Annotated in this window: 21 protein-coding genes and 3 tRNA genes; 12 read left to right on the top strand and 12 right to left on the bottom strand. The window is 38.2% G+C overall.

Annotated features, from left to right (window positions below; all coding sequences use genetic code 11):
• The first annotated feature begins 50 nt into the window (after positions 1-50).
• A complete protein-coding gene (locus tag MJX77_RS09750) occupies positions 51-473 on the top strand; it encodes a hypothetical protein (RefSeq protein ID WP_252058877.1) in 423 nt (140 codons plus the stop codon).
• A gap of 21 nt (positions 474-494) precedes the next feature.
• On the opposite strand, the gene MJX77_RS09745 is transcribed toward MJX77_RS09750, so the two are convergent.
• Together MJX77_RS09745 and folD are read right to left on the bottom strand one after the other, a co-directional pair.
• Positions 495-1,163: a class I SAM-dependent methyltransferase gene (locus MJX77_RS09745; RefSeq protein WP_252058875.1), complete on the bottom strand. Its 669-nt coding sequence runs from the start codon at positions 1,161-1,163 to the stop codon at positions 495-497.
• Positions 1,164-1,389: 226 nt separating this feature from the next.
• The gene (gene folD / locus MJX77_RS09740) at positions 1,390-2,238 is read right to left on the bottom strand and encodes a bifunctional methylenetetrahydrofolate dehydrogenase/methenyltetrahydrofolate cyclohydrolase FolD (protein ID WP_005307926.1); all 849 of its coding nucleotides are present in this window, start codon (positions 2,236-2,238) and stop codon (positions 1,390-1,392) included.
• Between the two features lie 152 nt (positions 2,239-2,390).
• Here folD and MJX77_RS09735 point away from each other — a divergent pair.
• Together MJX77_RS09735 and MJX77_RS09730 are read left to right on the top strand one after the other, a co-directional pair.
• Positions 2,391-2,464: transfer RNA gene (locus MJX77_RS09735), tRNA-Cys, on the top strand.
• Positions 2,465-2,475: 11 nt separating this feature from the next.
• Positions 2,476-2,561, top strand: a tRNA-Leu gene (locus MJX77_RS09730).
• Between the two features lie 102 nt (positions 2,562-2,663).
• Here the strand turns inward: MJX77_RS09730 and MJX77_RS09725 are convergent.
• A complete protein-coding gene (locus MJX77_RS09725) occupies positions 2,664-4,427 on the bottom strand; it encodes an alkaline phosphatase D family protein (protein ID WP_252058874.1) in 1,764 nt (587 codons plus the stop codon).
• A 196-nt stretch (positions 4,428-4,623) separates the two neighbouring features.
• Between MJX77_RS09725 and MJX77_RS09720 the strand changes: the two genes are divergently transcribed.
• A tRNA-Leu gene (locus MJX77_RS09720) sits at positions 4,624-4,709 on the top strand.
• Positions 4,710-5,127: 418 nt separating this feature from the next.
• Here the strand turns inward: MJX77_RS09720 and MJX77_RS09715 are convergent.
• The 4 genes from MJX77_RS09715 to rlmE all read right to left on the bottom strand — a co-directional run bounded on the left by MJX77_RS09715 (position 5,128) and on the right by rlmE (position 9,241).
• On the bottom strand, positions 5,128-5,442 hold the full coding sequence (locus MJX77_RS09715; RefSeq protein ID WP_005307931.1) for a DUF5713 family protein: 315 nt from the start codon (positions 5,440-5,442) through the stop codon (positions 5,128-5,130).
• Positions 5,443-5,574: 132 nt separating this feature from the next.
• Entirely contained in the window at positions 5,575-6,426 is an 852-nt protein-coding gene (gene folP, locus MJX77_RS09710) for a dihydropteroate synthase (protein WP_252058873.1), read from the bottom strand.
• Positions 6,427-6,561: 135 nt separating this feature from the next.
• Positions 6,562-8,457, bottom strand: coding sequence for an ATP-dependent zinc metalloprotease FtsH (gene ftsH, locus MJX77_RS09705; RefSeq protein ID WP_034591375.1), 1,896 nt, complete (start codon positions 8,455-8,457; stop codon positions 6,562-6,564).
• Positions 8,458-8,590: 133 nt separating this feature from the next.
• Entirely contained in the window at positions 8,591-9,241 is a 651-nt protein-coding gene (rlmE, locus tag MJX77_RS09700; RefSeq protein ID WP_252058871.1) for a 23S rRNA (uridine(2552)-2'-O)-methyltransferase RlmE, read from the bottom strand.
• A 199-nt stretch (positions 9,242-9,440) separates the two neighbouring features.
• Between rlmE and yhbY the strand changes: the two genes are divergently transcribed.
• On the top strand, positions 9,441-9,764 hold the full coding sequence (yhbY, locus tag MJX77_RS09695) for a ribosome assembly RNA-binding protein YhbY (protein ID WP_004790462.1): 324 nt from the start codon (positions 9,441-9,443) through the stop codon (positions 9,762-9,764).
• A 16-nt stretch (positions 9,765-9,780) separates the two neighbouring features.
• Positions 9,781-10,317: a DOMON-like domain-containing protein gene (locus tag MJX77_RS09690; protein ID WP_004790459.1), complete on the top strand. Its 537-nt coding sequence runs from the start codon at positions 9,781-9,783 to the stop codon at positions 10,315-10,317.
• Positions 10,318-10,376: 59 nt separating this feature from the next.
• Here MJX77_RS09690 and MJX77_RS09685 read toward each other — a convergent pair whose 3' ends face one another.
• Both MJX77_RS09685 and MJX77_RS09680 read right to left on the bottom strand, forming a co-directional pair.
• Positions 10,377-10,964 (bottom strand): hypothetical protein, encoded by a 588-nt coding sequence (locus tag MJX77_RS09685; RefSeq protein WP_049837312.1) that lies wholly within the window; start codon positions 10,962-10,964, stop codon positions 10,377-10,379.
• 29 nt (positions 10,965-10,993) lie between these two features.
• Complete coding sequence (locus MJX77_RS09680; RefSeq protein ID WP_081399114.1) at positions 10,994-11,152, bottom strand: hypothetical protein; 159 nt, start codon at positions 11,150-11,152, stop codon at positions 10,994-10,996.
• A gap of 123 nt (positions 11,153-11,275) precedes the next feature.
• Here MJX77_RS09680 and carA point away from each other — a divergent pair, with 123 nt between their 5' ends.
• The 5 genes from carA to MJX77_RS09655 all read left to right on the top strand — a co-directional run bounded on the left by carA (position 11,276) and on the right by MJX77_RS09655 (position 17,494).
• Positions 11,276-12,415 (top strand): glutamine-hydrolyzing carbamoyl-phosphate synthase small subunit, encoded by a 1,140-nt coding sequence (gene carA, locus MJX77_RS09675; RefSeq protein WP_005307938.1) that lies wholly within the window; start codon positions 11,276-11,278, stop codon positions 12,413-12,415.
• A gap of 14 nt (positions 12,416-12,429) precedes the next feature.
• Positions 12,430-15,660 carry a carbamoyl-phosphate synthase large subunit gene (gene carB, locus MJX77_RS09670; RefSeq protein WP_252058868.1) on the top strand — a complete coding sequence of 1,077 codons (3,231 nt, stop codon included), beginning with the start codon at positions 12,430-12,432 and terminating at the stop codon, positions 15,658-15,660.
• An 89-nt stretch (positions 15,661-15,749) separates the two neighbouring features.
• The gene (gene greA / locus MJX77_RS09665; protein ID WP_005307940.1) at positions 15,750-16,226 is read left to right on the top strand and encodes a transcription elongation factor GreA; all 477 of its coding nucleotides are present in this window, start codon (positions 15,750-15,752) and stop codon (positions 16,224-16,226) included.
• Positions 16,227-16,300: 74 nt separating this feature from the next.
• Positions 16,301-16,933: a CatB-related O-acetyltransferase gene (locus tag MJX77_RS09660; RefSeq protein WP_252058867.1), complete on the top strand. Its 633-nt coding sequence runs from the start codon at positions 16,301-16,303 to the stop codon at positions 16,931-16,933.
• A gap of 123 nt (positions 16,934-17,056) precedes the next feature.
• Positions 17,057-17,494 (top strand): universal stress protein, encoded by a 438-nt coding sequence (locus MJX77_RS09655; protein ID WP_005307948.1) that lies wholly within the window; start codon positions 17,057-17,059, stop codon positions 17,492-17,494.
• Between the two features lie 70 nt (positions 17,495-17,564).
• Here MJX77_RS09655 and MJX77_RS09650 read toward each other — a convergent pair whose 3' ends face one another.
• Entirely contained in the window at positions 17,565-17,894 is a 330-nt protein-coding gene (locus MJX77_RS09650; protein WP_081309557.1) for an MGMT family protein, read from the bottom strand.
• An 81-nt stretch (positions 17,895-17,975) separates the two neighbouring features.
• On the opposite strand from MJX77_RS09650, the gene MJX77_RS09645 reads away from it, so the two are divergent.
• Complete coding sequence (locus MJX77_RS09645; protein WP_252058865.1) at positions 17,976-18,692, top strand: zinc metalloprotease; 717 nt, start codon at positions 17,976-17,978, stop codon at positions 18,690-18,692.
• A gap of 5 nt (positions 18,693-18,697) precedes the next feature.
• Here MJX77_RS09645 and MJX77_RS09640 read toward each other — a convergent pair whose 3' ends face one another.
• Both MJX77_RS09640 and MJX77_RS09635 read right to left on the bottom strand, forming a co-directional pair.
• Positions 18,698-20,428: a CapA family protein gene (locus MJX77_RS09640; RefSeq protein WP_252058863.1), complete on the bottom strand. Its 1,731-nt coding sequence runs from the start codon at positions 20,426-20,428 to the stop codon at positions 18,698-18,700.
• Positions 20,425-22,080, bottom strand: a complete 1,656-nt coding sequence (locus tag MJX77_RS09635; RefSeq protein ID WP_252058862.1) for a poly alpha-glucosyltransferase — start codon at positions 22,078-22,080, stop codon at positions 20,425-20,427. Before MJX77_RS09635 ends, MJX77_RS09640 begins: the two co-directional genes overlap by 4 nt.
• Between the last annotated feature and the right edge of the window lie 96 nt (positions 22,081-22,176).

The following is a 22,176-nucleotide window of genomic DNA, read 5'->3' as shown; positions in this document are numbered from 1 at the left end:
ATCGCTGTGTTTTATGAGATACTAGAGATAAGAATATAAGGATGATACTGATGAATAGAAGTATTTTATGTTTGGCATTAAGCAGTATGTTTGTTTTAACCGCTTGTCAGACCACCCCTCGACAATACAATGGTTCAACTGGCTATCAGATTGAAAACCAAACAAAAAATTCGGCAACTTTAGCTTACACATTGGCTAGCCGCACTAATCAGCAGTTAGATGAACGTAAATTGCAACGTGCTTGTCAAAATGTATTAGGCGCTCAAAAAGTTTATAAATTATCAGTTCTAAGCATTAATGAGATTTCAAACCCAGCTCAACAAGAACATTATGGTGTTCAATTGGGTGAAACTCGTGCCTCATTTGGTTTATCGAATACGCCAAGCTTAAACAATGGTGAAGATTATGCGACTCGCCAAGCACTTGAAGCACGTCCAAGTACATTAAAAGTAGTTCGTTATACTTGCTCATAATATAAATAAGACGCTGTTCTTTTACAGCGTCTTATAAAAACTTACATTTCTAAATTCTTTAGCTTCATCAAGATCTGGCCATGTCGATGCACTTCTTTCATCAATTTTTTGATATTTTGGATGACTAAAGTTTTTAACACGGCTATCTGCGACCCAAACCTCTGGCGCAAATTTCAAGAATTCATCTAAAAAGAAACGGTTGCACTGGTCATACAACACATCAGCAGCCAATAAAACATCAACTTGCTCTGCTTTATACAAATCGTCCAGATATTCCAGCTCAACATCATTCAACAAAGCATTTTCACGGCAGGCAGCAAGACCAACTTGATCAATATCACAACAAATTACTCTTTTAGCACCAGCCATTTTAGCTGCAATTGCGACTACGCCCGAACCTGCACCAAAATCGAGAACAACTTTATCTTTAACATGATGTGGCTCTGCAAGTAACCACTGCGCCATTGCTAAACCAGATGCCCAGCAAAAAATCCAATACGGCGTGTCATTCCAAATACGGCGAATGACTTCATCATCTAAGCGATCAGTTGGGAAAACGGGTGGAATCAACCACAAGGAAATAGGTGTTTCTGGTAACTGTTGTACCATCAACTCACAATGAGGAATCACTTCATGCAAGGCTTGAAGTAAATGTTCAGGGGCTTTGGCAAATTGAAAGGTGCAGCTCATAAATTTATAATTACTATTTGATCATCTACATCGCGAGCAAGACTAAAACAGTAGCTTAAAGCATGATAGTGGCTAGTTACTAAAAATACGTTAGTTCAATTCCACTGCTTTAATTAGTGCAACCGTTTTGGTCTTGCGTAGCATTCGCTACTCATCCCGAAAGAAAAGTAACATACGAGCTCCTAACATTTGCGTTAAACGGTAGGACCGTCGTGAATAAATTAAATTAACCTAAAGCTTTTTCAGCAGCTTCTACAGTTTGACGAATCAAAGTTGTGATTGTCATTGGACCAACACCACCTGGTACAGGCGTGTAAGCAGAAGCAATTTCTTCAATACCTTGTAGCTGAATGTCGCCTACACCACCGCCATCACGTGGATGGAAACCAGCATCAACAACCACTGCACCTTGTTTAATCCAGTCTTTTTGGATGAGTTCAGCTTTACCTACAGCACCAACAATAATATCGGCTTGTTTCACGAGTTCAGCTAAGTTTTGAGTACGTGAATGACAAATCGTTACTGTTGCATTTGCTTGCAATAGCATCATTGCCATTGGTTTACCTAAAATTGCTGAACGACCAACCACAACAGCATGCTTGCCAGCAATTTCAATGTTGTTTTCTTTTAAAATGGTCATAATGCCGGCAGGAGTTGCTGAACCATATGCAGCTTCACCCATTGCCATACGACCAAAACCAAGACAAGTTACACCATCAACATCTTTAGCTAAAGAGATTGCATCGAAACATGCGCGCTCATCAATTTGTGCGGGAACTGGATGTTGTAGAAGAATACCGTGAACATCTGGATTAGCATTTAGCTTTTCGATTTCAGCTAATAATTGTTCTGTTGTAGTTTCTTGTGATAACTCAATTTTTAAAGAATCCATGCCTACTCGACGGCAAGCATTTCCTTTCATGCGTACATAAGTTGCAGATGCGCCATCATCCCCAACCAAAATAGTCGCTAAAATTGGGGTACGACCTGTTTTAGCTTTTAAAGCTTCAACACGTACTGACAAATTTTCTTCAATTTGCTTTGCTAATGCACGACCGTCTAAAACCAATGCCACAGCACATCTCCAAGGTAGACATGAATTTAATGTGCCAATAATACATGATTATTTGGACAAATTTATTCTAGATGTTGCTTTTATGTTCATCTTATCTCAAAACAGTATTGTTTTTTTTCTAAAGGTTGCTAATATGTGCATCACCAAATGTAGGCGGGGTGGCAGAGTGGTCATGCAGCGGACTGCAACTCCGTGGACGCCGGTTCGATTCCGACCTCCGCCTCCAAATTTGGTAAAGCCCGGGTGGTGAAATAGGTAGACACAGGGGATTTAAAATCCCCCGCCCACAAAGCGTGCCGGTTCGAGTCCGGCCCCGGGCACCACTTTCTAGTATAGAAATTGGTGCAATAAAAAATCCAGCGTAAGCTGGTTTTTTTATGTCTAAAAAAAGGATACTTATTAGTACCCCTTTCCACTCGATCTATTTAAGCAGTTTTTTGCTTATCTTGTTCAGGCGTTAAATTCGCATCTAACACTAATTGATAGTGTCGACTTGAATCTACTTTATATTCTGCATTTTTAATTGAATCTACAAAAATCCAATCCGATTGTACTTGCGTATCATCGAGTGTAACCACCAGATAACCCCGCTGATTTAAATTGCAATACGTCAATTCATCGATAAGTGTAGTAAAGGCAAATTCAAACTTTTGCAACTGAGCCAAAGGAATACTTAAATATTTTTCAAGACCCGGTGAAGAAACTGAACTTGTCGCCAGTTCAACACCGACATACTTCCCTTTTTGGCTATACAAGTAAGATGTCCATGCATTATGGGTATCGCCAGCCAAAACAATAATTTTCTTATTAAACTCTGCCAATTTATCATACACAAACTCTCGCTCAGCATAGTACCCATCCCAAGCATCGAGATTATATGGAACTAAAGTTGTGACTCGCGCTTTTTCTTGAATAGTTAAAGTTGGATCACCCTGCTCTAATCGTAATTTCAATGTGACTAATTCTGTAATTTGCACATTCATTTTAGCTAACGGATCTGGCGAAGTTCCACCTGAAGTAATTTGTCCCAGAGAAACCAATAATTCAGCAGGAATCCACATTTTACTCATTAAGACTTGCTGACCAATCACATTCCATGTTGCCGTCGATTGCTTTAATTTATCAACCAACCAATCTCTTTGCATATACCCCATTAAAGTACGCTTTGAATCTGTTAAATCAGCCTGAAATTTTTGAGCGTCTAAACCAGAAGCTGTCATATAGTCCTTATATTCTAGCTGTTTATCTCGCGCAATAATGCGTGTATCCAACATCGTCAGCTCAACCAATGAGCCAAAATTAAACTGACGATAAATGTTTAAATGATCTGTGTTAGAAACAGGGCGAATTGGCATCCATTCAAAATAAGCCTGTAGAGCAGCTAACTTACGATCAGAAAAAGATCCTTCATTATCTTGATGGTTTTCCGCACCATCACGCCAAGTATCATTTGCTAACTCATGGTCATCCCAAATTACAATGAAAGAATGACGCTGGTGAGCTGCCTGCAAGTCTTTATCCTGACGATATAGCGCATAACGTTTGCGATAATCATCTAATTTAATAATTTCTTTATTATTATCAGATGGCAAAGTACGGCCTAATTTTTCGGCATCTTCTGTCGCATATCCATCAGCGCCATATTCATAAATGTAATCTCCCAAATGAATGACTACATCCACATTCTGTTTTGCTATTTCACGATAAACGTAGAAGTAACCCGCAGGATAGTTAGAACAAGAACATACTGCAAAGCTGACCTTATTAGTACTTACAGGCAAAGTTTTAGTTTGACCAACAGGTGAAGTTTTATTACCAAAATGGAAACGGTAATAATAAATGGTATCCGCCTGTAGACCTGTTGCATCTACTTTCACGGTGAAATCATCCGTTTTAGTCGTTTGAACCACACCAGTCTTTAAATTCAGCTTAAACTGGTCATCGGTAGCAATTTCCCAAGTGACCTTAAGGCGCGCACTAATATCTACCGGTGTTAAACGCGTCCATAAAATTACTTTATCCTGCAAAGGGTCGCCGCTCGCAACTCCATGTAAAAAATCTGCTTGTGCCTCCAAACTTTCTTCATCGGAACCATCATTACAACCCGAAAAAGCTACCGGCAAAGATAGCGCCCCAAAACCGAACAGACTTTTTTGAATTAATTCTCGGCGTGAAATTTTCTCTGACATAAAATTACCTAAGTTTTAAGCAATGAGTGTCTTAAAGTTAAGTAGATAAGATGAACAACTGATCTCAGTTTAATGAACAAATCATGACATAAATTGGTTAATTTATATAAATACTAACAAGAACTGATTGAAAATAAAGCAAACTATCTGATTTTCTCTTGCCAATCGCGCACTTGTCCTCTATTATTGCGCACATGCCCGGGTGGTGAAATAGGTAGACACAGGGGATTTAAAATCCCCCGCCCACAAAGCGTGCCGGTTCGAGTCCGGCCCCGGGCACCATTTTCAAATATTGAATTTGGTGCTACAAAGAATCCAGCGTAAGCTGGTTTTTTTATGCCTAATTAAAATGAATTGTATGATAAGAATATTATTACTTCCTATTTAGCATCCTTCTCTTAACAAAGGTTCATGCTACAGATCTTTTTTCTAGCACTGTTTATTTCAGAGATAACCATTAGTATTTTTCAGGTTACTCTATCACTAAACATGACTATTTAATTAACGCACCTAAACAGACAATAAATAAATCCAAGGCATTAAAACAAAAAAAGAAATTTATTGGCTCACTTTATTAGCAGATGCCGACTCTCAAAAGAATAGTGTTTTAGTTTTAAAAACTAAAGAACTAGATGAAATTCATTTAAAAGCATCTTGTCATTTATTAGATGCATTTGAAGGTATTGTGAATCGAGAGTAATCACCACTCTCGATTCATCACCAACTCTTCCATTTCAAGGTCTAAATATCCTGCATCCTGTGCCACCATCATCATTGCTTCAGCAATATAGTCAGCAGCACTATCATCTAAGGAAGAATCTAGATCTTCGAACTGAGGTTTCATTTCATTAATTTCAATTACAGTTTGATGAGCATATCGATAAATATCCTGATCAGCTAAAGCAGGCTTCTGAACTTTTTTGGCAAATTGTTCAATTAACTGCTTGAGTTCAGCGACTAAAATATCTGGATAATACTCATCATCAAACATTGGGAGAAGTAAGTCTTCAAACATACAAAAGTTTACACAGCAGCAGAAACCTGCCGCTTATAACATATTTTCAAAACAATAACGACAATTTTCCATGACTCAATCATCTAACCCATGAAATTAATCAATCATAGCCTGATTATAAAAGCCTATTTTTTAAGCTTGTTTCATCGCTTTCCAAACAAGAATTGCCTCATGCATAGCTTTTACATCATGTGCACGAACAATTGATGCTCCTTGCTGAATACTAAGCAAATGCCCCGTAACGCTTCCTACCGCACGCTGATCTGCAGCTACGCCATGTAAAGCTTCACCAATAAAACGTTTACGAGAAAGGCCAGATAAAATTGGATAACCCATTTCACTAAGCTTCCAAAATTCATTTAACAGTCTTAAATTTTGCTGCGCATTTTTTGCAAAACCAAACCCAGGATCAATAATAATATTCTGTTTTTTTACACCCGCAGTTAAAGCCTCTTCCACACGCTGCTGAAGCTCTTGCATCACATCCAATGTCACATTCGTATATTGATCTAGCTGATTCATTGTGGTTGGCTCACCACGCATATGCATGATCACCACAGGGATATCCAACTCTACTGCAGTTTTTAAAGCATTTGGTCGAGTAAGCGCACGTACATCATTCCAAATATGAGCACCCGCTTCTTTTGCTGCACGGATAACATCTGGCTGACTCGTATCAATTGATAGAATCACATCATGTTTAGCTAAAGCTTCAACTACAGGCACAACTCTTCTAATTTCTTCTACTACACTTACCTCAGATGCCCCTGGACGGGTAGATTCCCCACCAATATCAATAATGGTAGCACCCTGCTCTATCATGACTAGCGCATGTGCAATAGCTTGATCCACTTGATTATGTTTTCCGCCATCACTAAAAGAATCTGGGGTGACATTTAAAATACCCATAACATGAGGCTGTGATAAATCCAACTGAAGCTGCCCACATTGTAGAATTTGCTGAGGTAAAGGCATTAACTGCATGACAAGCTCCAATTTAATATTCGGCAACATTTTAACAAGACTCTGATCAATATACTGCTGATTTCTTTTTGGCTTTGTCTGAAATACATGCATAAAAAAAGAGCCACATGACTGTGGCTCTTTTACTTAACTCATTTAGTTCATTGCTGGTAATGGTGGTGGTGTAGATGGACCATCTTTTGGTGGTTCAAATGCAGCCACTGGATTTTCAGCAACATAGACTTTAGGTGGTTGTGGCTCACGACCTTCCATAATGTCACGAATTTGATCACGATCAATGGTTTCCCATTCCATCAAAGCTTTTACCATTGCATGGGCAATATCTTTATTACCTTCTAAGATATTACGTGCAACTTTATATTGCTCATCAAGAATACGGCGTACTTCTTCATCAACTAACTGTTGAGTTGCTTCAGAAATCGTACGGCTTCCTACATTTCCAAAGAAACCATTCTGGTTTTCATCTTCGTAAACCATTACGCCCATTTTGTCAGACATACCGTACTTAGTAACCATTGCACGCGCCATTTTAGTAGCTCGCTCAAAGTCATTTGAAGCACCAGTAGATTGCTGTTGGATAAACACTTCCTCAGCAATACGACCACCAAACAAAATCGCAATTTCATTTAGCATTTTGTCTTTATAATGGCTAATCTGGTCTTGTTCAGGTAACTGCCAAGTTACACCCAAAGCCCAACCACGTGGCATGATCGTTACTTTATGAACAGGATCTGTACCAGGCAAAATCTCTGCAACAATTGCATGTCCAGCTTCATGATAAGCAGTTGCACGACGCTCTTCTTCACGTAGAACCATCGACTTACGCTCTGGACCCATGTAGATTTTGTCTTTTGCATCTTCAAAGTCATGCATGTCGACCGTATTCTTATTACGGCGTGCAGCAAATAATGCAGCTTCGTTAACAAGGTTAGCCAACTGTGCACCAGAGAAACCTGGCGTACCACGTGCTAACACTTTCATGTCCACACCTGTAACTGAAGGTAATTTTTTCAAATGTACATTCAGAATTTGCTCACGACCACGAATATCCGGTAAACCAACCATTACTTGACGGTCAAAACGACCTGGACGTAATAATGCTTTATCAAGCACATCAACACGGTTAGTTGCAGCAATAACGATTACGCCTTCATTACCTTCAAAACCATCCATTTCCACAAGCATCTGGTTTAAGGTTTGTTCACGCTCATCATGACCACCACCCGTACCCGAACCACGGTGACGACCAACAGCATCAATCTCATCGATAAAGATGATACATGGCGCGTGACGTTTCGCTTGCTCAAACATATCACGGACACGGGACGCACCCACACCCACGAACATTTCTACAAAGTCAGAACCTGAAATGCTGAAGAAAGGAACTTTCGCTTCACCAGCAATTGCTTTAGCTAATAATGTTTTACCAGTACCCGGAGGACCAACCATAAGTACGCCACGAGGAATAGTCGCGCCCAAACGTTTGAATTTTGCAGGGTCTTTTAAGAAATCAACAATTTCAACAACTTCTTGTTTTGCTTCATCACAGCCGGCGACGTCAGAAAAATTGACTTTGATCTGGTCTTCAGAAAGCATTTTTGCCTTCGACTTACCAAAACTCATCGGTCCATTCTTTCCGCCTGCACCACCACCCATGTTACGCATAAAGAACATGAATAACAAAATGATTAACAGTACAGGGAAACTAGCAATGAGAAGTTGCATCAAAATGCCTTGACGTTGTGGAGCTGTTCCCTCAACAACAACATTTTGTTTATTTAAGCTTGGCATAAGCTCAGTGTCTTCAACTTGCGGACGAACAGTTTCAAACTGTGATCCGTTAGTTTTTTCACCATTAATATTTAAACCGTCAATTGTGACTTGCTTAATTTGGCCACTATTCACCGCTGCAACGAAATCTGAATATTTCATCGCAGTAGGCTTGTTGCGGTCACTGATATTACTGAAAATTAAAATCAGAACACCAAGTATTATTAGCCACAATACGGCATTCTTGAAGTAATCGCTCAAAGCTTTATTCCCATATCGATCTAATTTGATCATGCCCAATCTTGGCCGATCGTCATAAAAGCAGCAACTGTATTGCTTGCGGATAACCTAAAAGTACAAAATGCACAATTTTTAGGAGCTTGGCAAGTAAACTTTATTGCAATGCTTTCTTACGCCCTTGTCCAACCAAAAAAACTTCTTTAGATCGTGCACGAGAAGCTGCTGGTTTTACTGTTTTTAACACATCAAAACTATCAACTACTTGTTTACGAAACTCATCAAATCCTTCGCCTTGGAACACCTTAACTACAAGTTGTCCATTAGGACCAAGAACCTTTTGAGCAAAATCTAAAGCCAGTTCACATAAGTAAATCTGTCTAGGTTGATCAACAGCCCTATTACCTGATGTATTGGGGGCCATATCAGAAATTACAATGTCTACTTGTCGCCCATTTAAAATATTTAACAATTTTTCAAATACATCTTCTTCTCTAAAGTCGCCTTGTAAGAAAGTGACATCAGGCAAAGCATCCATAGGTAAAATATCGGAAGCAACGACTAAACCTTTGCTACCAACAAGTTTCCCAGCGATTTGAGACCAACTACCAGGAGCCGCGCCTAAATCTACTACCGTCATGCCTGGCTTGATCAACTTATATTTTTCTTGGATTTCAAGAAGTTTATAGGCTGCTCGAGCACGATACCCTTCCTTTTGAGCTTTTTTAACAAAAGGGTCGTCCAGATGTTCTCTCATCCACGCACGACTACTTTTCGACAATTTCTGGTTTGTAATGCGTGTTGCCATAACTCACTAAATATCAAAAAAACTTCTGATCGTTCATTGTACGTGAAAATTACTCTCATTACAGTACGGATGTAGCGTAATCTCACTAAGTTTTACAGTTTTTTTCCAATAATATTGATCGATTATTTATACAGTTTTTCGTACATCTGGATTTAAGTTTTTTGCTATACTAAGCCGTTTTTAAAATCAGGTATTTTTAATGGCCGCTTTATCTATCCATGAACGTAAACGTTTACGTCAAATTGGTCATGTGCTTAATCCGGTTGTCATGATTGGTGGACAAGGCTTAACAGACGCGGTAATCGAAGAAACGCTTCGTGCTTTAAACGACCATGAGCTTATTAAAGTTAAGATTGCTGGTGAAGACCGTGAAGCGCGTACTGCAACAATTGAAGCAATTGTAGAAGCAACTGGTGCAGAAGCTGTGCAAAAAATTGGTAAAATTGTTTTGCTTTACAAAAAAGCAGCTAAACAAAACCAGCACTTGTCTAATCTTGTTCGTCACGCTCACTTAGCAAACTAATTTAATTTGACAAACTATGGCAAGTTACGAACTTTCAGCTTTTGATCGTTTTCATGCTGTTTCCGTTGTTGGCGCAATTGAACAGCAAGCACCCTATACTTTAAATATCGGTTTTTGGATTCGTGATCCAAATCAACTTATTATCTGGCCTCAAGAAGTCGCGGCTCATCCTCGTCAAGATTTTTTGTGGGAAGAAACTTGTTTCGAAATTTTTGTTGGCGTGCATGATGAAGATTATTATCGGGAGATTAATCTTTCCCCTTCTCAAGCATGGCAGTCATATCAGTTTGAAGAATATCGCTATCCAGAGAGTATACCTCCCCTTGCTGCTTACGATATTGAACTGAATCATCTCAAGCGTACTCACTATGGCTTAAATGTTAGTCTCGATTTAGGGCAATTTATGCAACAGCATCGCTTGAAATGGGCAAACCTTTATTTAGGTTTAACTACAGTTTTAAAAACCAAAGAAGGTATGCAGTACTATGCGATGCAGCATAGTGGAAAAAGTGCAGATTTCCATAATAAACGTGACTGGTTACATCAGTTCTAAAAATAAAAAAGCGAGAAATTAATTCTCGCTTTTTTATAGCTGGACCAAAGCAGAGATCCTTAATTGTCTCGTGCTTTATTCCAAGCTTCGACTGCATTATTTTTAGTACGTTTAATACTTTCACTTAGAGAATCTTTGTGTTTTAAAGAAATCTGGCTAATATCACCTTTAAGCTCTTTGCTCACTTTTGTTAAATCTTCAATAAGCGCATTAATTTCTGCTTTCAAAGCATTTTTAAGATCAGATAAGCCTTCTTGCGAAGTACTAAACTGAGCCTTAATCACATCAAGACGTTGTAAAATATCTTGTTTAATTTGGACAAATTGATTTTGTATATTTTTATTTAACTCATGAGTTTCAGCTTCAATTTTCTCTTGAGCCTCGCTTAAAACTTCTTGGACTTGTTCTTGAGTTTCAGCAATCGCCTCTTTTACCTGAGCTTTAGCTTCAGTAGCAACTTCTTTAACTTGCTCAGTTTTTTCAGCAACAGTTTCTTTTACCTGTGCTGTTTTAGCGGTTACTGTTTTTTTAGCCTTAGTTGTAGTTGCAGCTATCGTTTCTTTCACTTCATTGACCTCAGCTTTGACTGATTCAACTACTGCTTGAGTTTTTTCACTCACTTCTTTTGAAACTTCATTATTGCTCATACTATTTCCTCATATTGTTTATTTTTTAACTAGCAATACAATAAATCCAGTTCAAAGAATTCTCCTTGCAAATTGTTAGACAATTTATCAAAAGTATCTGATTCAGATGAGTGGATAATTTTTTTATAAAAAGCAAGCAATGAATTATATTTTTTAGCAGAAAAGAAATAGACTTTTAGGGGTTCCATGCGTATAATGCGCTGTTAAGTTACAAGCGGGCAGACCGATAGGGAGGGCATGTTTTATCCAAACATTGCCGATCTTTTTTGGGTCTACTCGCTTTTTTACAGCCGAAATTCAGGAGCTTTGGTTTGAGCATCCCCGCCATTTTAGCCCTCGCAGATGGAACGATCTTTAAAGGAACGTCAATCGGCGCAACGGGAAGTACGACTGGAGAAGTCGTTTTTAACACAGCCATGACTGGCTATCAAGAAATTTTGACTGACCCAAGTTATGCACAACAAATTGTGACATTAACTTACCCTCATATTGGTAACACTGGTTGTAACGCGGAAGACGTTGAATCTGGTCGTATCCATAAAGTATGGGCGAATGGTTTAATTATTCGTGACCTTCCTCTACTACACAGTAACTTCCGTGCTGAGCAGTCGCTGAGCGAATATCTGCAAGAACACAATGTTGTTGCAATCGCAGATATTGATACGCGTAAATTAACACGTATTTTACGTCAGACTGGTGCACAAAACGGATGCATCCTTGCTGGTGAAAATATTACTGAAGAAGAAGCAATTGCAAAAGCTCGTGCTTTTGGTGGCTTAAATGGCTTAGACCTTGCAAAAGAATGTTGTGATCCAACTGGTTTTGAATGGTCTGAAGGTTCATGGACTCTGGGTCAGGGCTTCTCTCAACCTGAATTAAAATATCATGTAGTTGCATACGATTACGGTGTCAAAACCAACATCTTACGTATGCTTGCAGACCGCGGTTGCAAACTAACCGTTGTTCCTGCAGAAACTCCGGCTGAAAAAGTATTGGCACTTAATCCGGATGGCGTATTCCTTTCAAATGGTCCTGGCGATCCAGCTGCTTGTGATTACGCAATCGAAGCTGTAAAAACTATTGTTGAAACCACAACATTACCTGTATTTGGTATTTGCTTAGGCCACCAAATCTTGGCACTCGCTTCTGGTGCAAAAACTGTAAAAATGAACCATGGTCACCACGGTGCTAACCACCCTGTACAAAATCTTGAAGATGGTACAGTGATGATTACTTCACAGAACCATGGTTTCGCTGTAGATGCAGAAACTTTACCGGCTAACTTAAAAGCAACGCATAAATCATTGTTCGATGGCACCTTACAAGGTATCCACCGCACAGACAAACCAGCTTTCAGCTTCCAAGGTCACCCTGAAGCGAGCCCTGGTCCACATGATTGTGCACCTTTGTTCGATCATTTCATCGAACTTATCGAAGCATCTAAACAGTAATTACGGAGCGAATAATGCCTAAACGTACGGATATTAAAAGCATCTTAATTATTGGTGCTGGCCCGATTGTGATTGGACAGGCATGTGAGTTTGACTACTCAGGTGCTCAAGCATGTAAAGCTCTTCGTGAAGAAGGCTACCGTGTTATTTTGGTTAACTCTAACCCAGCTACCATCATGACAGATCCTTCAATGGCTGATGCAACTTATATTGAGCCGATTACTTGGCAAACAGTTGCACAGATTATTGAAAAAGAACGTCCAGATGCAGTATTACCAACGATGGGTGGTCAAACTGCATTGAACTGTGCTCTTGCGCTTGATGAGCATGGTGTTCTTGAAAAATATAATGTTGAATTAATTGGTGCAAGCAAAGAAGCGATTGAGAAAGCCGAAGATCGTAAACTCTTCGATATCGCTATGCGTAAAATTGGATTGGAATGTCCAAAAGCTGCCATTGCTGAAACAATGGAAGAAGCTTTAGCAATCCAGTCACGCTTTGGCTTCCCAGTAATTATCCGTCCGTCATTTACAATGGGTGGTTCGGGCGGTGGTATTGCATATAACCGCGAAGAATTCCTTGAAATTTGTGAACGTGGTTTTGACCTCTCTCCTACTCACCAGTTATTGATTGATGAATCGTTAATTGGCTGGAAAGAATACGAAATGGAAGTTGTTCGTGACAAAAACGACAACTGTATTATCGTATGTGCGATCGAAAACTTTGACCCAATGGGCGTTCACACTGGCGACTCAATTACCGTTGCTCCTGCTCAGACATTAACAGACAAAGAATATCAATTGATGCGTAATGCTTCAGTTGCAGTTCTTCGTGAAATTGGTGTTGAAACAGGTGGTTCTAACGTTCAGTTTGGTATTAACCCGAAAGATGGACGTATGGTTGTCATTGAGATGAACCCACGTGTATCTCGTTCATCTGCTCTTGCTTCTAAAGCAACAGGTTTCCCAATCGCAAAAATCGCAGCAAAACTTGCTGTTGGTTATACCCTTGATGAATTGAAAAATGACATCACTGGTGGCGTGACTCCTGCAAGCTTCGAACCATCGATTGACTATGTTGTAACGAAGATTCCTCGTTTTAACTTCGAGAAATTCCCGCAAGCAGAACCAGTTCTTACCACTCAGATGAAATCTGTTGGTGAAGTCATGGCAATTGGCCGTAACTTCCAAGAATCTGTACAAAAAGCATTACGTGGTCTTGAAGTTGGCGTAAGCGGTTTCGATGAAAAAATCGAAGCTGGCGCAACAAATGCAAAAGAAACCATTTTAAAAGAGCTTAAAGTTCCAGGCCCTGAGCGTATCTGGTATGTAGCAGATGCTTTCCGTCATGGTTTCTCTTTAGATGAAGTGTTTGAAGCAACCAAAATTGATCGTTGGTTCCTCATTCAAATTCAAGACATCGTTAAAACTGAAGCTGAAGTAAAAGCTTTAGGTTTTGGTGACTTAAACGCTAACAATATCCGTGCATTCAAACGCAAAGGTTTATCTGACCTTCGTATTGCACACCTCATGGGTATTTCGCAAAAGCAATTCCGTAAACAACGTTGGAACTTGGGTGTTTATCCAGTTTATAAACGTGTTGATACATGTGCTGCCGAGTTTGAATCAGGTACTGCATACATGTATTCAACTTACGATGAAGAATGTGAAGCAAATCCATCAAATCGTGACAAGATCATGGTTATTGGTGGCGGTCCAAACCGTATTGGTCAAGGTATCGAATTTGACTACTGCTGTGTACACGCTGCGTTAGCGATGCGTGAAGATGGTTATGAAACAATCATGGTTAACTGTAACCCTGAAACTGTTTCTACTGACTACGACACATCAGATCGTTTGTACTTCGAACCTGTAACACTTGAGGATGTACTTGAAATTGTACGTACTGAGAAGCCAAAAGGCGTGATCGTACAGTACGGTGGTCAAACGCCTCTTAAATTGGCACGTGCTTTAGAAGAAGCTGGTACACCAATTATTGGTACATCACCAGATGCAATTGACCGTGCAGAAGACCGTGAACGTTTCCAACAAATGATCCAACGTTTACAGCTTCGTCAACCAAACAACAGCATTGTAAAATCTGCTGAAGAAGGTATCTCTGAAGCTGCGAAAGTAGGTTATCCGTTAGTTGTTCGTCCATCTTATGTATTAGGTGGTCGTGCAATGGAAATCGTATACAACGAAGAAGAACTTAAACGTTACCTTCGTGAAGCAGTTCAGGCATCTAACGAAGCTCCTGTTCTTCTTGACCGTTTCCTAGATGATGCAACTGAAGTTGATGTTGACTGTGTATCTGACGGTAAAGATGTTGTTATCGGCGGCATTATGCAGCACATCGAACAAGCAGGTATTCACTCAGGTGACTCTGCATGTTCAATTCCTCCTTATTCTTTATCTAAAGAAATTCAGGATGAAATGCGTCGTCAAACTGTTGCGATGGCAAAAGAACTTGGTGTGGTTGGTTTGATGAACGTTCAGTTCGCAGTTAAAGGCGATGATGTTTACGTTCTTGAAGTTAACCCACGTGCTTCACGTACAGTTCCATTCGTATCGAAATGTATTGGTGATTCTTTAGCAAAAGTAGCTGCACGTTGTATGGCTGGTCAATCACTTGAATCTCAAGGGTTTACTAAAGAAATCATTCCAACACACTTTGCTGTGAAAGAAGCTGTATTCCCATTCGCTAAATTCCAAGGCGTAGACCCTATGCTTGGACCTGAGATGAAATCTACAGGTGAAGTAATGGGCGTTGGTAAAACATTTGGTGAAGCATTCTATAAAGCTGTTTTAGGCTCAAATGATCGCTTACCAGGTCTACCAACTGAAGGCGAAGTAAAACATGCTTTCTTATCTGTACGTGAATCTGACAAGAAATATATTGCAGATATCGCTAAGAAATTAGCTGCATATGGCTTCAAGCTTATTGCAACAGGTGGTACATACCAAGTGCTTAAAGAAGCAGGTTTAGAATGCGAATCTGTGAATAAAGTAACCGAAGGTCGTCCACATATTGTTGACCGCTTGAAAAATGGTGAAATACACCTTATTGTCAATACCACTGAAGGTAAACAAGCTCAATATGACTCTGCAATGATTCGTCGTGCTGCCCTACAAGGCAAAGTGTATTACACAACGACTATCAATGGTGCAGAAGCTGTTTGCCAAGCTTTTGATGTGAAATTGCCAATGGATGTATACCGCTTGCAAGATTTAACTGTAGGTTAATTTGTTACCGATAAGTCCCGTCACCTTATCGGTGGCGGGATTTTTTCATTTTTTTTTAACTGTGTTTTCTCAAATTAAGAGGGACCAAAATGCAACGCTATCCAATGACCCCTGAAGGTAAAATTGCCTTAGAGAAAGAATTACAACATTTAAAATCTGTTGAACGTCCACGTATTATTCAAGCTATTGCAGAAGCACGTGAACATGGCGACTTAAAGGAAAATGCTGAATATCATGCTGCACGTGAACAGCAAGGTTTCTGTGAAGGCCGTATTCAGGATATCGAAGGTAAATTAGGCGCTGCTCAAGAAATTGATGTTAAAACACTTGAGCAAAATGGCCGTGTTGTTTTTGGTGTAACAGTAACAATTGAAAATCTTGATACTGAAGAACGTAAAACTTATAAAATTGTTGGCGATGACGAAGCAGATTTTAAAATTAATAAAATCTCGGTGAACTCACCAATCGCACGTGGTCTTTTGAGTAAGAGTGAAGGCGATGAAGTAAAAATCGTGACTCCTCAAGGCGAAGTCGAATATGAAATCGTAAGTGTAGAATATCTCTAAGATAATGCACAACTAGCCCCTCTTTATGAGGGGTTTTTATTAAATATCATTGATATATTTTTGGGAAATCACACATGGATAACTCTTTAATTAACACTCCAGTTCGTCATTGGTGTGAGTTTGAATTTATCCATAAAACTGTTAAAAACCCGAATATCCATATCAGTGGTAATTACTCATATTATTCAGCCTATTGGGATCAAGGTTTTGAACGTTGTGTCGTGCGTTACTTACATGATAAAGCCTCGACACCAGACAAACCTATTGACCAACTTTATATTGGTAATTTTGTTTGCTTTGGTGCTGAATGCGTCATTATGATGGGCGGCAACCAACTTCATAGACCAGACTGGATTTCAACTTTCCCTTTTGATACCCGTAGTTTTTTAGCAGCTGGTGATACTGTAATTGCAGATGGATGCTGGATTGGTAGTCGTGCAATGATTATGCAAGGGGTCAAACTTGGTGAAGGTGCAGTGGTTGCAACCGGAGCTGTGGTCACTAAAGATGTTCCCCCCTATGCAATTGTAGGGGGTGTACCTGCGAAAATTATTAAATATCGTTTTCCTCAAGAACAAATAGATAAACTGCTTGCTTTAAAACTTTATGATTTGGATGAGAAGCAAATTTTAAAAATACGCGAATATTTACAAACTGAAAATATAGATGCTTTATCTACACATATGGAAAATTTGCGGAATCTATAAAAATATATCTACAAAAATTTGTTGTTATAAACTCACAAATGATTACGTGCTTGAATTTAAATCGTCAAAAAATAAGTATAAAGTATTGAATAAATAAGCATCATTACAATAAGGAAAACACTCATGTTATATCAACATATTCTTGTACCAATTGACGGTTCTGAAACTTCTTTAATTGCCATGAAAGAGGCAATCAAACTGGGAAAAGCGTTAAATAGTAAAATTACGGTTGTGCAAGTGATGGCTCTTGATCCGTTTATTGCTGACGCCTATGTAAAAACTGGTCAAACGAATGATTTGATTGAACGGACAAGAACCTATTTACTCGATATTTTAGAACACGCAAAACAAGAATTTGCCAATGAAGGCATTACTGTCGAAACCAAACTACTTGAAGGTTTTGTTGTACATGAAGAGATTATTCAGGCTGCTCAAGACCTAAATGCAGATCTGATTGTCATGGGTTCTCATGGCCGTACAGGGGTCCGAAAACTTGTACTTGGTAGTGTTGCACAAAAAGTCTTAGGCGAAAGTCATATTCCTGTTTTAATTGTTCGATAATTTCAATATTGCCTATTTTGTTAATTCTAATAATTTAGGCAATGATTTAAAAAAAGCCTTTTCAGGATCTTTAAGGCTGCCAAGCAAATTGCTTTAAGTTTACTTTACCGTTTAACAAATAGACTCCTTCAGCTTCTAGCTTTAACTGCTGAACATTTTCACCTTTGTCATTAAATTTGCTTAGGCTAATTTTGCCTTGAGAATTAATAACCCGATACCAAGGGACTTGATGATCTGCTTCAAGATGTTTCAAAACATAGCCCACTAATCTCGCATGTTTAGGTAACCCTGCCATACGAGCCACTTGCCCATAAGTTGCGACTTTTCCGTAAGGAATCAAAGCAATGACTTCTAAAATCTGCCGATGTAGTTCATACTGAGTTGTCAAAATGGACTCCATAAAAATTGACATAATTCATATCATATAAAAATTTTTGACTAAAACTAAATGCAATCCAAGGTGGGCTTGAGGGAAATCTGCATGAAAAAAATATTATTGGTGGTTACTGGGACTTTACTGTGCGCTTCTTGTACTACTCGCCCTCCTATTCCTTCAGGAGAAATACCAAAAATATCTACAGATGGCCGCCCTATCGTTCCTGTCACTTTCGTTTTTACCACTAACTCTCCAGAAGCTACAAAGTTTGATAATTACCAGCAGATGCGCAAAGAAATCAAAATATTAAATAAATATTATGTAGATGATAAAAATAATAAGATTTTTAAATTCAAATTACACCGTTATATCCCTTACGAAGAGTTTTCAAAATTACATTGCGATTTAAAACAGCAAATCAATCAACCCTACCCGATTTCTACTGAAACTATTCCTGCCAGTGTAAACACCTGTTTTCCTAAAAGAACTGCCAGCAAGGAAGTCATCGTTTTTATTTATGATGCCTATTCGACTAAATGGAAATTTGAAGATGTAACAAGTAGAGCATTTCGTAATAATGGTAAACCTTTTGTTTTATTAGATTGGAACCGACTCAATTATAATATTCAGGCTGGTAGCGTCCATGAAATGGGACATGTTTTTGGACTAAAACATGTCTGTGCACCGAATGCTACAAAACGTACACCAACCAACATCATGGCGAGTGCCGAATGTAAACGTGGCAGCGGTGGACTTAGAAATTTAGGTTTTACACCGGTCCAACTTCAAACAATTTTAGAAAATTACCAACGTTATCCATAAAGATTTTAAAAACTCATTTCGACGTAAAAACCTAAATCATCTTGTGTTGCATAATAATTTTCAGGGGTCAGTAATGAAGTCATATAATTGCTGGCCTCTGAAAAATCGTCTTCATTGACTGGATGCGGTTGCCAAAATGTTTTCAAATTATTGGTATAGATTGGATATAAACGCAGTCGATCTTTTGACAAATCTAGCCGTGCTATACATCCATACGGCAAAGTGTTTTGCTCTGTATATTCACCATTGCTATTAAAAACCGCATTGCCCATACCAAATACCACAGGCTTCTGATTAATCACTTTAATCGGTTGAATGGTATGAGCTCCATGACCGATAACGAGGTCCGCACCAGCTTGAGTCAAAATATCAGCAAGCTTGCTCTGTTCCTTGGTAATCGGCTTAAAGTCGATGCCCCAATGACAAATAACAATAACTTTATGCTCAGGGTTAGTCTGCTTATAACGACCTATTTGTTCAAGCAAAACCCCATTTAGACATGCAACTCCACTCTTAGGACCTAAGGCATAAAAATCATAATCTAGATAGGCAGTGTCTCTGTGCCAATAGCCGTTAAAAATAGTGTAATGCTTGTTATTAAAAGTGATTTCAAAGTAGCTATGGGCTTCTTTTTGATTTGTGCCTGCACCAATATAAGAAATATTGGCCTGATCAAATTGTTGTAATGTATAAGCTAATCCACGATCACCATAGTCTTTTAAATGGTTATTTGCCAATACCACATGGTTAAGGTGAATATTTTTGAACTCTGCTAATGTTTGTTCGGCATCAGCTTTAAGAATAAATGGCTTTTTATGTACTAAAGGAGATTGTTTCTCTAAAGAGAAAACCGCTTCAAAGTTAGCAATATTTAGGTCATGTTCCCCTAAAAAGGCTTTTATTTTTTTAAATGAATATTCATATCCATACTGTTGCAGAGCATCTATTTGCCCTTTAGCCTTACGTTTTTCGGTGTAGATTTCCCCAAAGTAGGTATCACCTAAAATATTAATAATGCCGCTTGGGGTGGAGCAAACTTTAGGTCTTACAGTCTGTGTTTGAAAACAGTGATAATAAGGAATTAAGTGCTCAGCACGATGAATATCATCTAAGAAAGAAAAGAAACCGATAGTCTGATTTTCCTCAAAGAATGTAAGATAAATTTTTCTAAATGAATTTGTAAGATATAAAACCTCTACTAAATTCTGTGCCATTAAGAGAGTCTGTGGTAGATAAGACTTTCCTTTAAAATTCAGCTCCTTTATAAAGAAAAGTTTTCTGATTTCAGCTGGATGGCTATAAATATTTTTAACTAATAAAAACAAATATTTTAACTGGTTTTGTGTACTTCCTTTTTTCAAATTTAAATTATAGGTAACAGCTCTTTTTGACAAAATTAAATAGGCTTGCTCATCTGTACCGCAGAGCATATTGCTTAAAGCATCCTTCACATCTACTGCTTGGGTGAAAATTAGCAACTGCAATAGATCAGTAAAAGTGTAATGTTCCGAAGGTTTTAAGCCTAGATTTTGCTGACCTAATTGCTCAGATAGGTGTCCAGGGACAACATAGTCATCTTGAGCTTGTACATTTTTTTGCTGAAATTGCTCTAATGCATAGTCGATTAGCAGTAGTGTTGAAATATCATCGTCAAATTCGAATTGCCATAAATCTTCATCGAAACTTGTCGTATCGATATGTGCTAATAACTTGATTTCAACAGGCTGATATTTCATGGCTCATCACCTTTGTAATCTTTAACGTAAGCGATGTAACCCGATAAGTTGTGTTCTTGGTCATCAATCCGTACTCGAAAACGATCATGGCGAATATAAAACGCATGTAAAATTTTATCTGGCCGAGCCATATACATCGCCATTTCCGGATAAAAAAATCCTGTAGTTTGAAAATCAGCTCTAAACTCAATTAGCTTTTGAAGCTCAGGCATATACGCCTGCTCAAAAAGTGCTGTCCGCCCCTGCTCTTTTAAACGGTTCACCATTTTATAAGCAGCCATTAGCATTTCTAATAAAGTTGCATATGTTGTTTTTCGATTTTTAATAAAAATAAAATGTTTTAAATAATTATTTAAACCAAAAATAAAATATTTATCTTCGGGGCATATCTTAGTGAGTTCATTTGTACAATAACTTAACCAGTGGTCATGATATTTTTCATATCTATTTTTAATAAAATATTCAAACATTAATTTAACAGTTTCTAATAAAATAGAATTTTGATTAATTTGATATAACCTTAATAAAGCTAAAGCAGCTTCACCATCATAATAAATAATTCTGAATTTTTCTTTTAAATCATAATCTGGATAATTTAATACATGAGTTGTTGAGCCATTTGAATCGACTAATTTTAAAATACCATTTGCTAGTTTTTCTGCATATTTTTGATAATCATTTTTTTGAGTAATTTCTTGATATTTAGTTAACATTAAAATGGCGGCCGCATTGGCACCTAATTTGATTTCGAATTCCCCTTCTTTACCATCAATCATAAAAGCAGTTTCTAAGTCTTTTTCTTTATAAAAGTTGGCCAGTGCATAGTGAATGGCAGCATGTATTTTGGGCCAATATTCTGGCTTGCTCTGCACCTCAAAAGTTTCTAGTAAGGCATATACTGAGGTACAGTGGCGCACTGTATTGTAGTTACGAATGTCCCGATCATAGGCAGAGAAATAGCCATAAATAAATTTGCCATTTTCTTGAATCTGGTCATGCAGAAATGCCGAATTTTGCTCAATTAGATGCTGAAAATGCTGTTTTTTATTGCTTGAAATTCCTCTAATTCCATTTACATCATAACCACTCGCTAAGTTAATAAATTCCTCATTTTCATAAAATGCTGCGTAGGTATCAAAAGTCCAAATGTCTTGCAGCTCTTGTAATTTAATCTGTGGTTTTGGAGCGTTATATTTTTGCTTAACTGCATAATTCAGATTTGTTTCATCAAAAAAGTTCGGTTTGTCGTAGCTCAGGCCTCGAATGATTGCTTTTCCATAAATCTCTTGTTCGAGAAAAGCTACTGAACAGTGTTCATCAAATCCAATCCCTTTACGGTAGTGATTGTTGTGAAATTGATGGTGAACCTGCTGCTCTACTTCCTTCCAAGCTTGTTTCGTTAAGTTGTATGCCACATCAATTTTTATATAATCATCCAGCGGTGACTGTGCAAACTGTTCATTAATAAAATCTAATAATTGTTTTTTGGCCTGCTCTAAATTTGTTTTCTCACTGTGCCAAACGCTACATCTCTGGTCTTTAGGACCATAAGATAAAAATAAAATAATATCCTGTTTAAGACTCGGAATGTGCTGAACAACGTGTTCTAACCAAAGGCTCATTTTTCTTTGGAATTTTAAAAATGCCGTCACTCGAATTTAGTCCCTATTCGTTAATTGTTGTTCTATAAAATTTTCAATACATCATAGCACGGACAAGCTAAAAGCTAGATTAACGTATTGTTTAAA

Origin of the sequence: Acinetobacter sp. AHP123, assembly GCF_023757925.1 — a bacterium.
In the GTDB taxonomy this organism is placed as follows: Bacteria; Pseudomonadota; Gammaproteobacteria; order Pseudomonadales; family Moraxellaceae; genus Acinetobacter; species Acinetobacter oleivorans.
Note: the sequence above shows the minus strand (reverse complement) of the source record. Positions and strands in the feature narration are given on the sequence as shown.

What these genes read in the sequence shown, in the direction of transcription:
- MJX77_RS09750 (WP_252058877.1), top strand. Translation starts at nt 51, where the DNA reads ATGAATAGAAGTATTTTATGTTTGGCATTAAGCAGTATGTTTGTTTTA.
- MJX77_RS09745 (WP_252058875.1), bottom strand. Translation starts at nt 1,163, where the DNA reads ATGAGCTGCACCTTTCAATTTGCCAAAGCCCCTGAACATTTACTTCAA.
- MJX77_RS09725 (WP_252058874.1), bottom strand. Translation starts at nt 4,427, where the DNA reads ATGTCAGAGAAAATTTCACGCCGAGAATTAATTCAAAAAAGTCTGTTC.
- MJX77_RS09715 (WP_005307931.1), bottom strand. Translation starts at nt 5,442, where the DNA reads ATGTTTGAAGACTTACTTCTCCCAATGTTTGATGATGAGTATTATCCA.
- folP (WP_252058873.1), bottom strand. Translation starts at nt 6,426, where the DNA reads ATGCAGTTAATGCCTTTACCTCAGCAAATTCTACAATGTGGGCAGCTT.
- rlmE (WP_252058871.1), bottom strand. Translation starts at nt 9,241, where the DNA reads ATGGCAACACGCATTACAAACCAGAAATTGTCGAAAAGTAGTCGTGCG.
- yhbY (WP_004790462.1), top strand. Translation starts at nt 9,441, where the DNA reads ATGGCCGCTTTATCTATCCATGAACGTAAACGTTTACGTCAAATTGGT.
- MJX77_RS09690 (WP_004790459.1), top strand. Translation starts at nt 9,781, where the DNA reads ATGGCAAGTTACGAACTTTCAGCTTTTGATCGTTTTCATGCTGTTTCC.
- MJX77_RS09685 (WP_049837312.1), bottom strand. Translation starts at nt 10,964, where the DNA reads ATGAGCAATAATGAAGTTTCAAAAGAAGTGAGTGAAAAAACTCAAGCA.
- MJX77_RS09680 (WP_081399114.1), bottom strand. Translation starts at nt 11,152, where the DNA reads ATGGAACCCCTAAAAGTCTATTTCTTTTCTGCTAAAAAATATAATTCA.
- carB (WP_252058868.1), top strand. Translation starts at nt 12,430, where the DNA reads ATGCCTAAACGTACGGATATTAAAAGCATCTTAATTATTGGTGCTGGC.
- greA (WP_005307940.1), top strand. Translation starts at nt 15,750, where the DNA reads ATGCAACGCTATCCAATGACCCCTGAAGGTAAAATTGCCTTAGAGAAA.
- MJX77_RS09660 (WP_252058867.1), top strand. Translation starts at nt 16,301, where the DNA reads ATGGATAACTCTTTAATTAACACTCCAGTTCGTCATTGGTGTGAGTTT.
- MJX77_RS09655 (WP_005307948.1), top strand. Translation starts at nt 17,057, where the DNA reads ATGTTATATCAACATATTCTTGTACCAATTGACGGTTCTGAAACTTCT.
- MJX77_RS09650 (WP_081309557.1), bottom strand. Translation starts at nt 17,894, where the DNA reads ATGGAGTCCATTTTGACAACTCAGTATGAACTACATCGGCAGATTTTA.
- MJX77_RS09645 (WP_252058865.1), top strand. Translation starts at nt 17,976, where the DNA reads ATGAAAAAAATATTATTGGTGGTTACTGGGACTTTACTGTGCGCTTCT.
- MJX77_RS09640 (WP_252058863.1), bottom strand. Translation starts at nt 20,428, where the DNA reads ATGAAATATCAGCCTGTTGAAATCAAGTTATTAGCACATATCGATACG.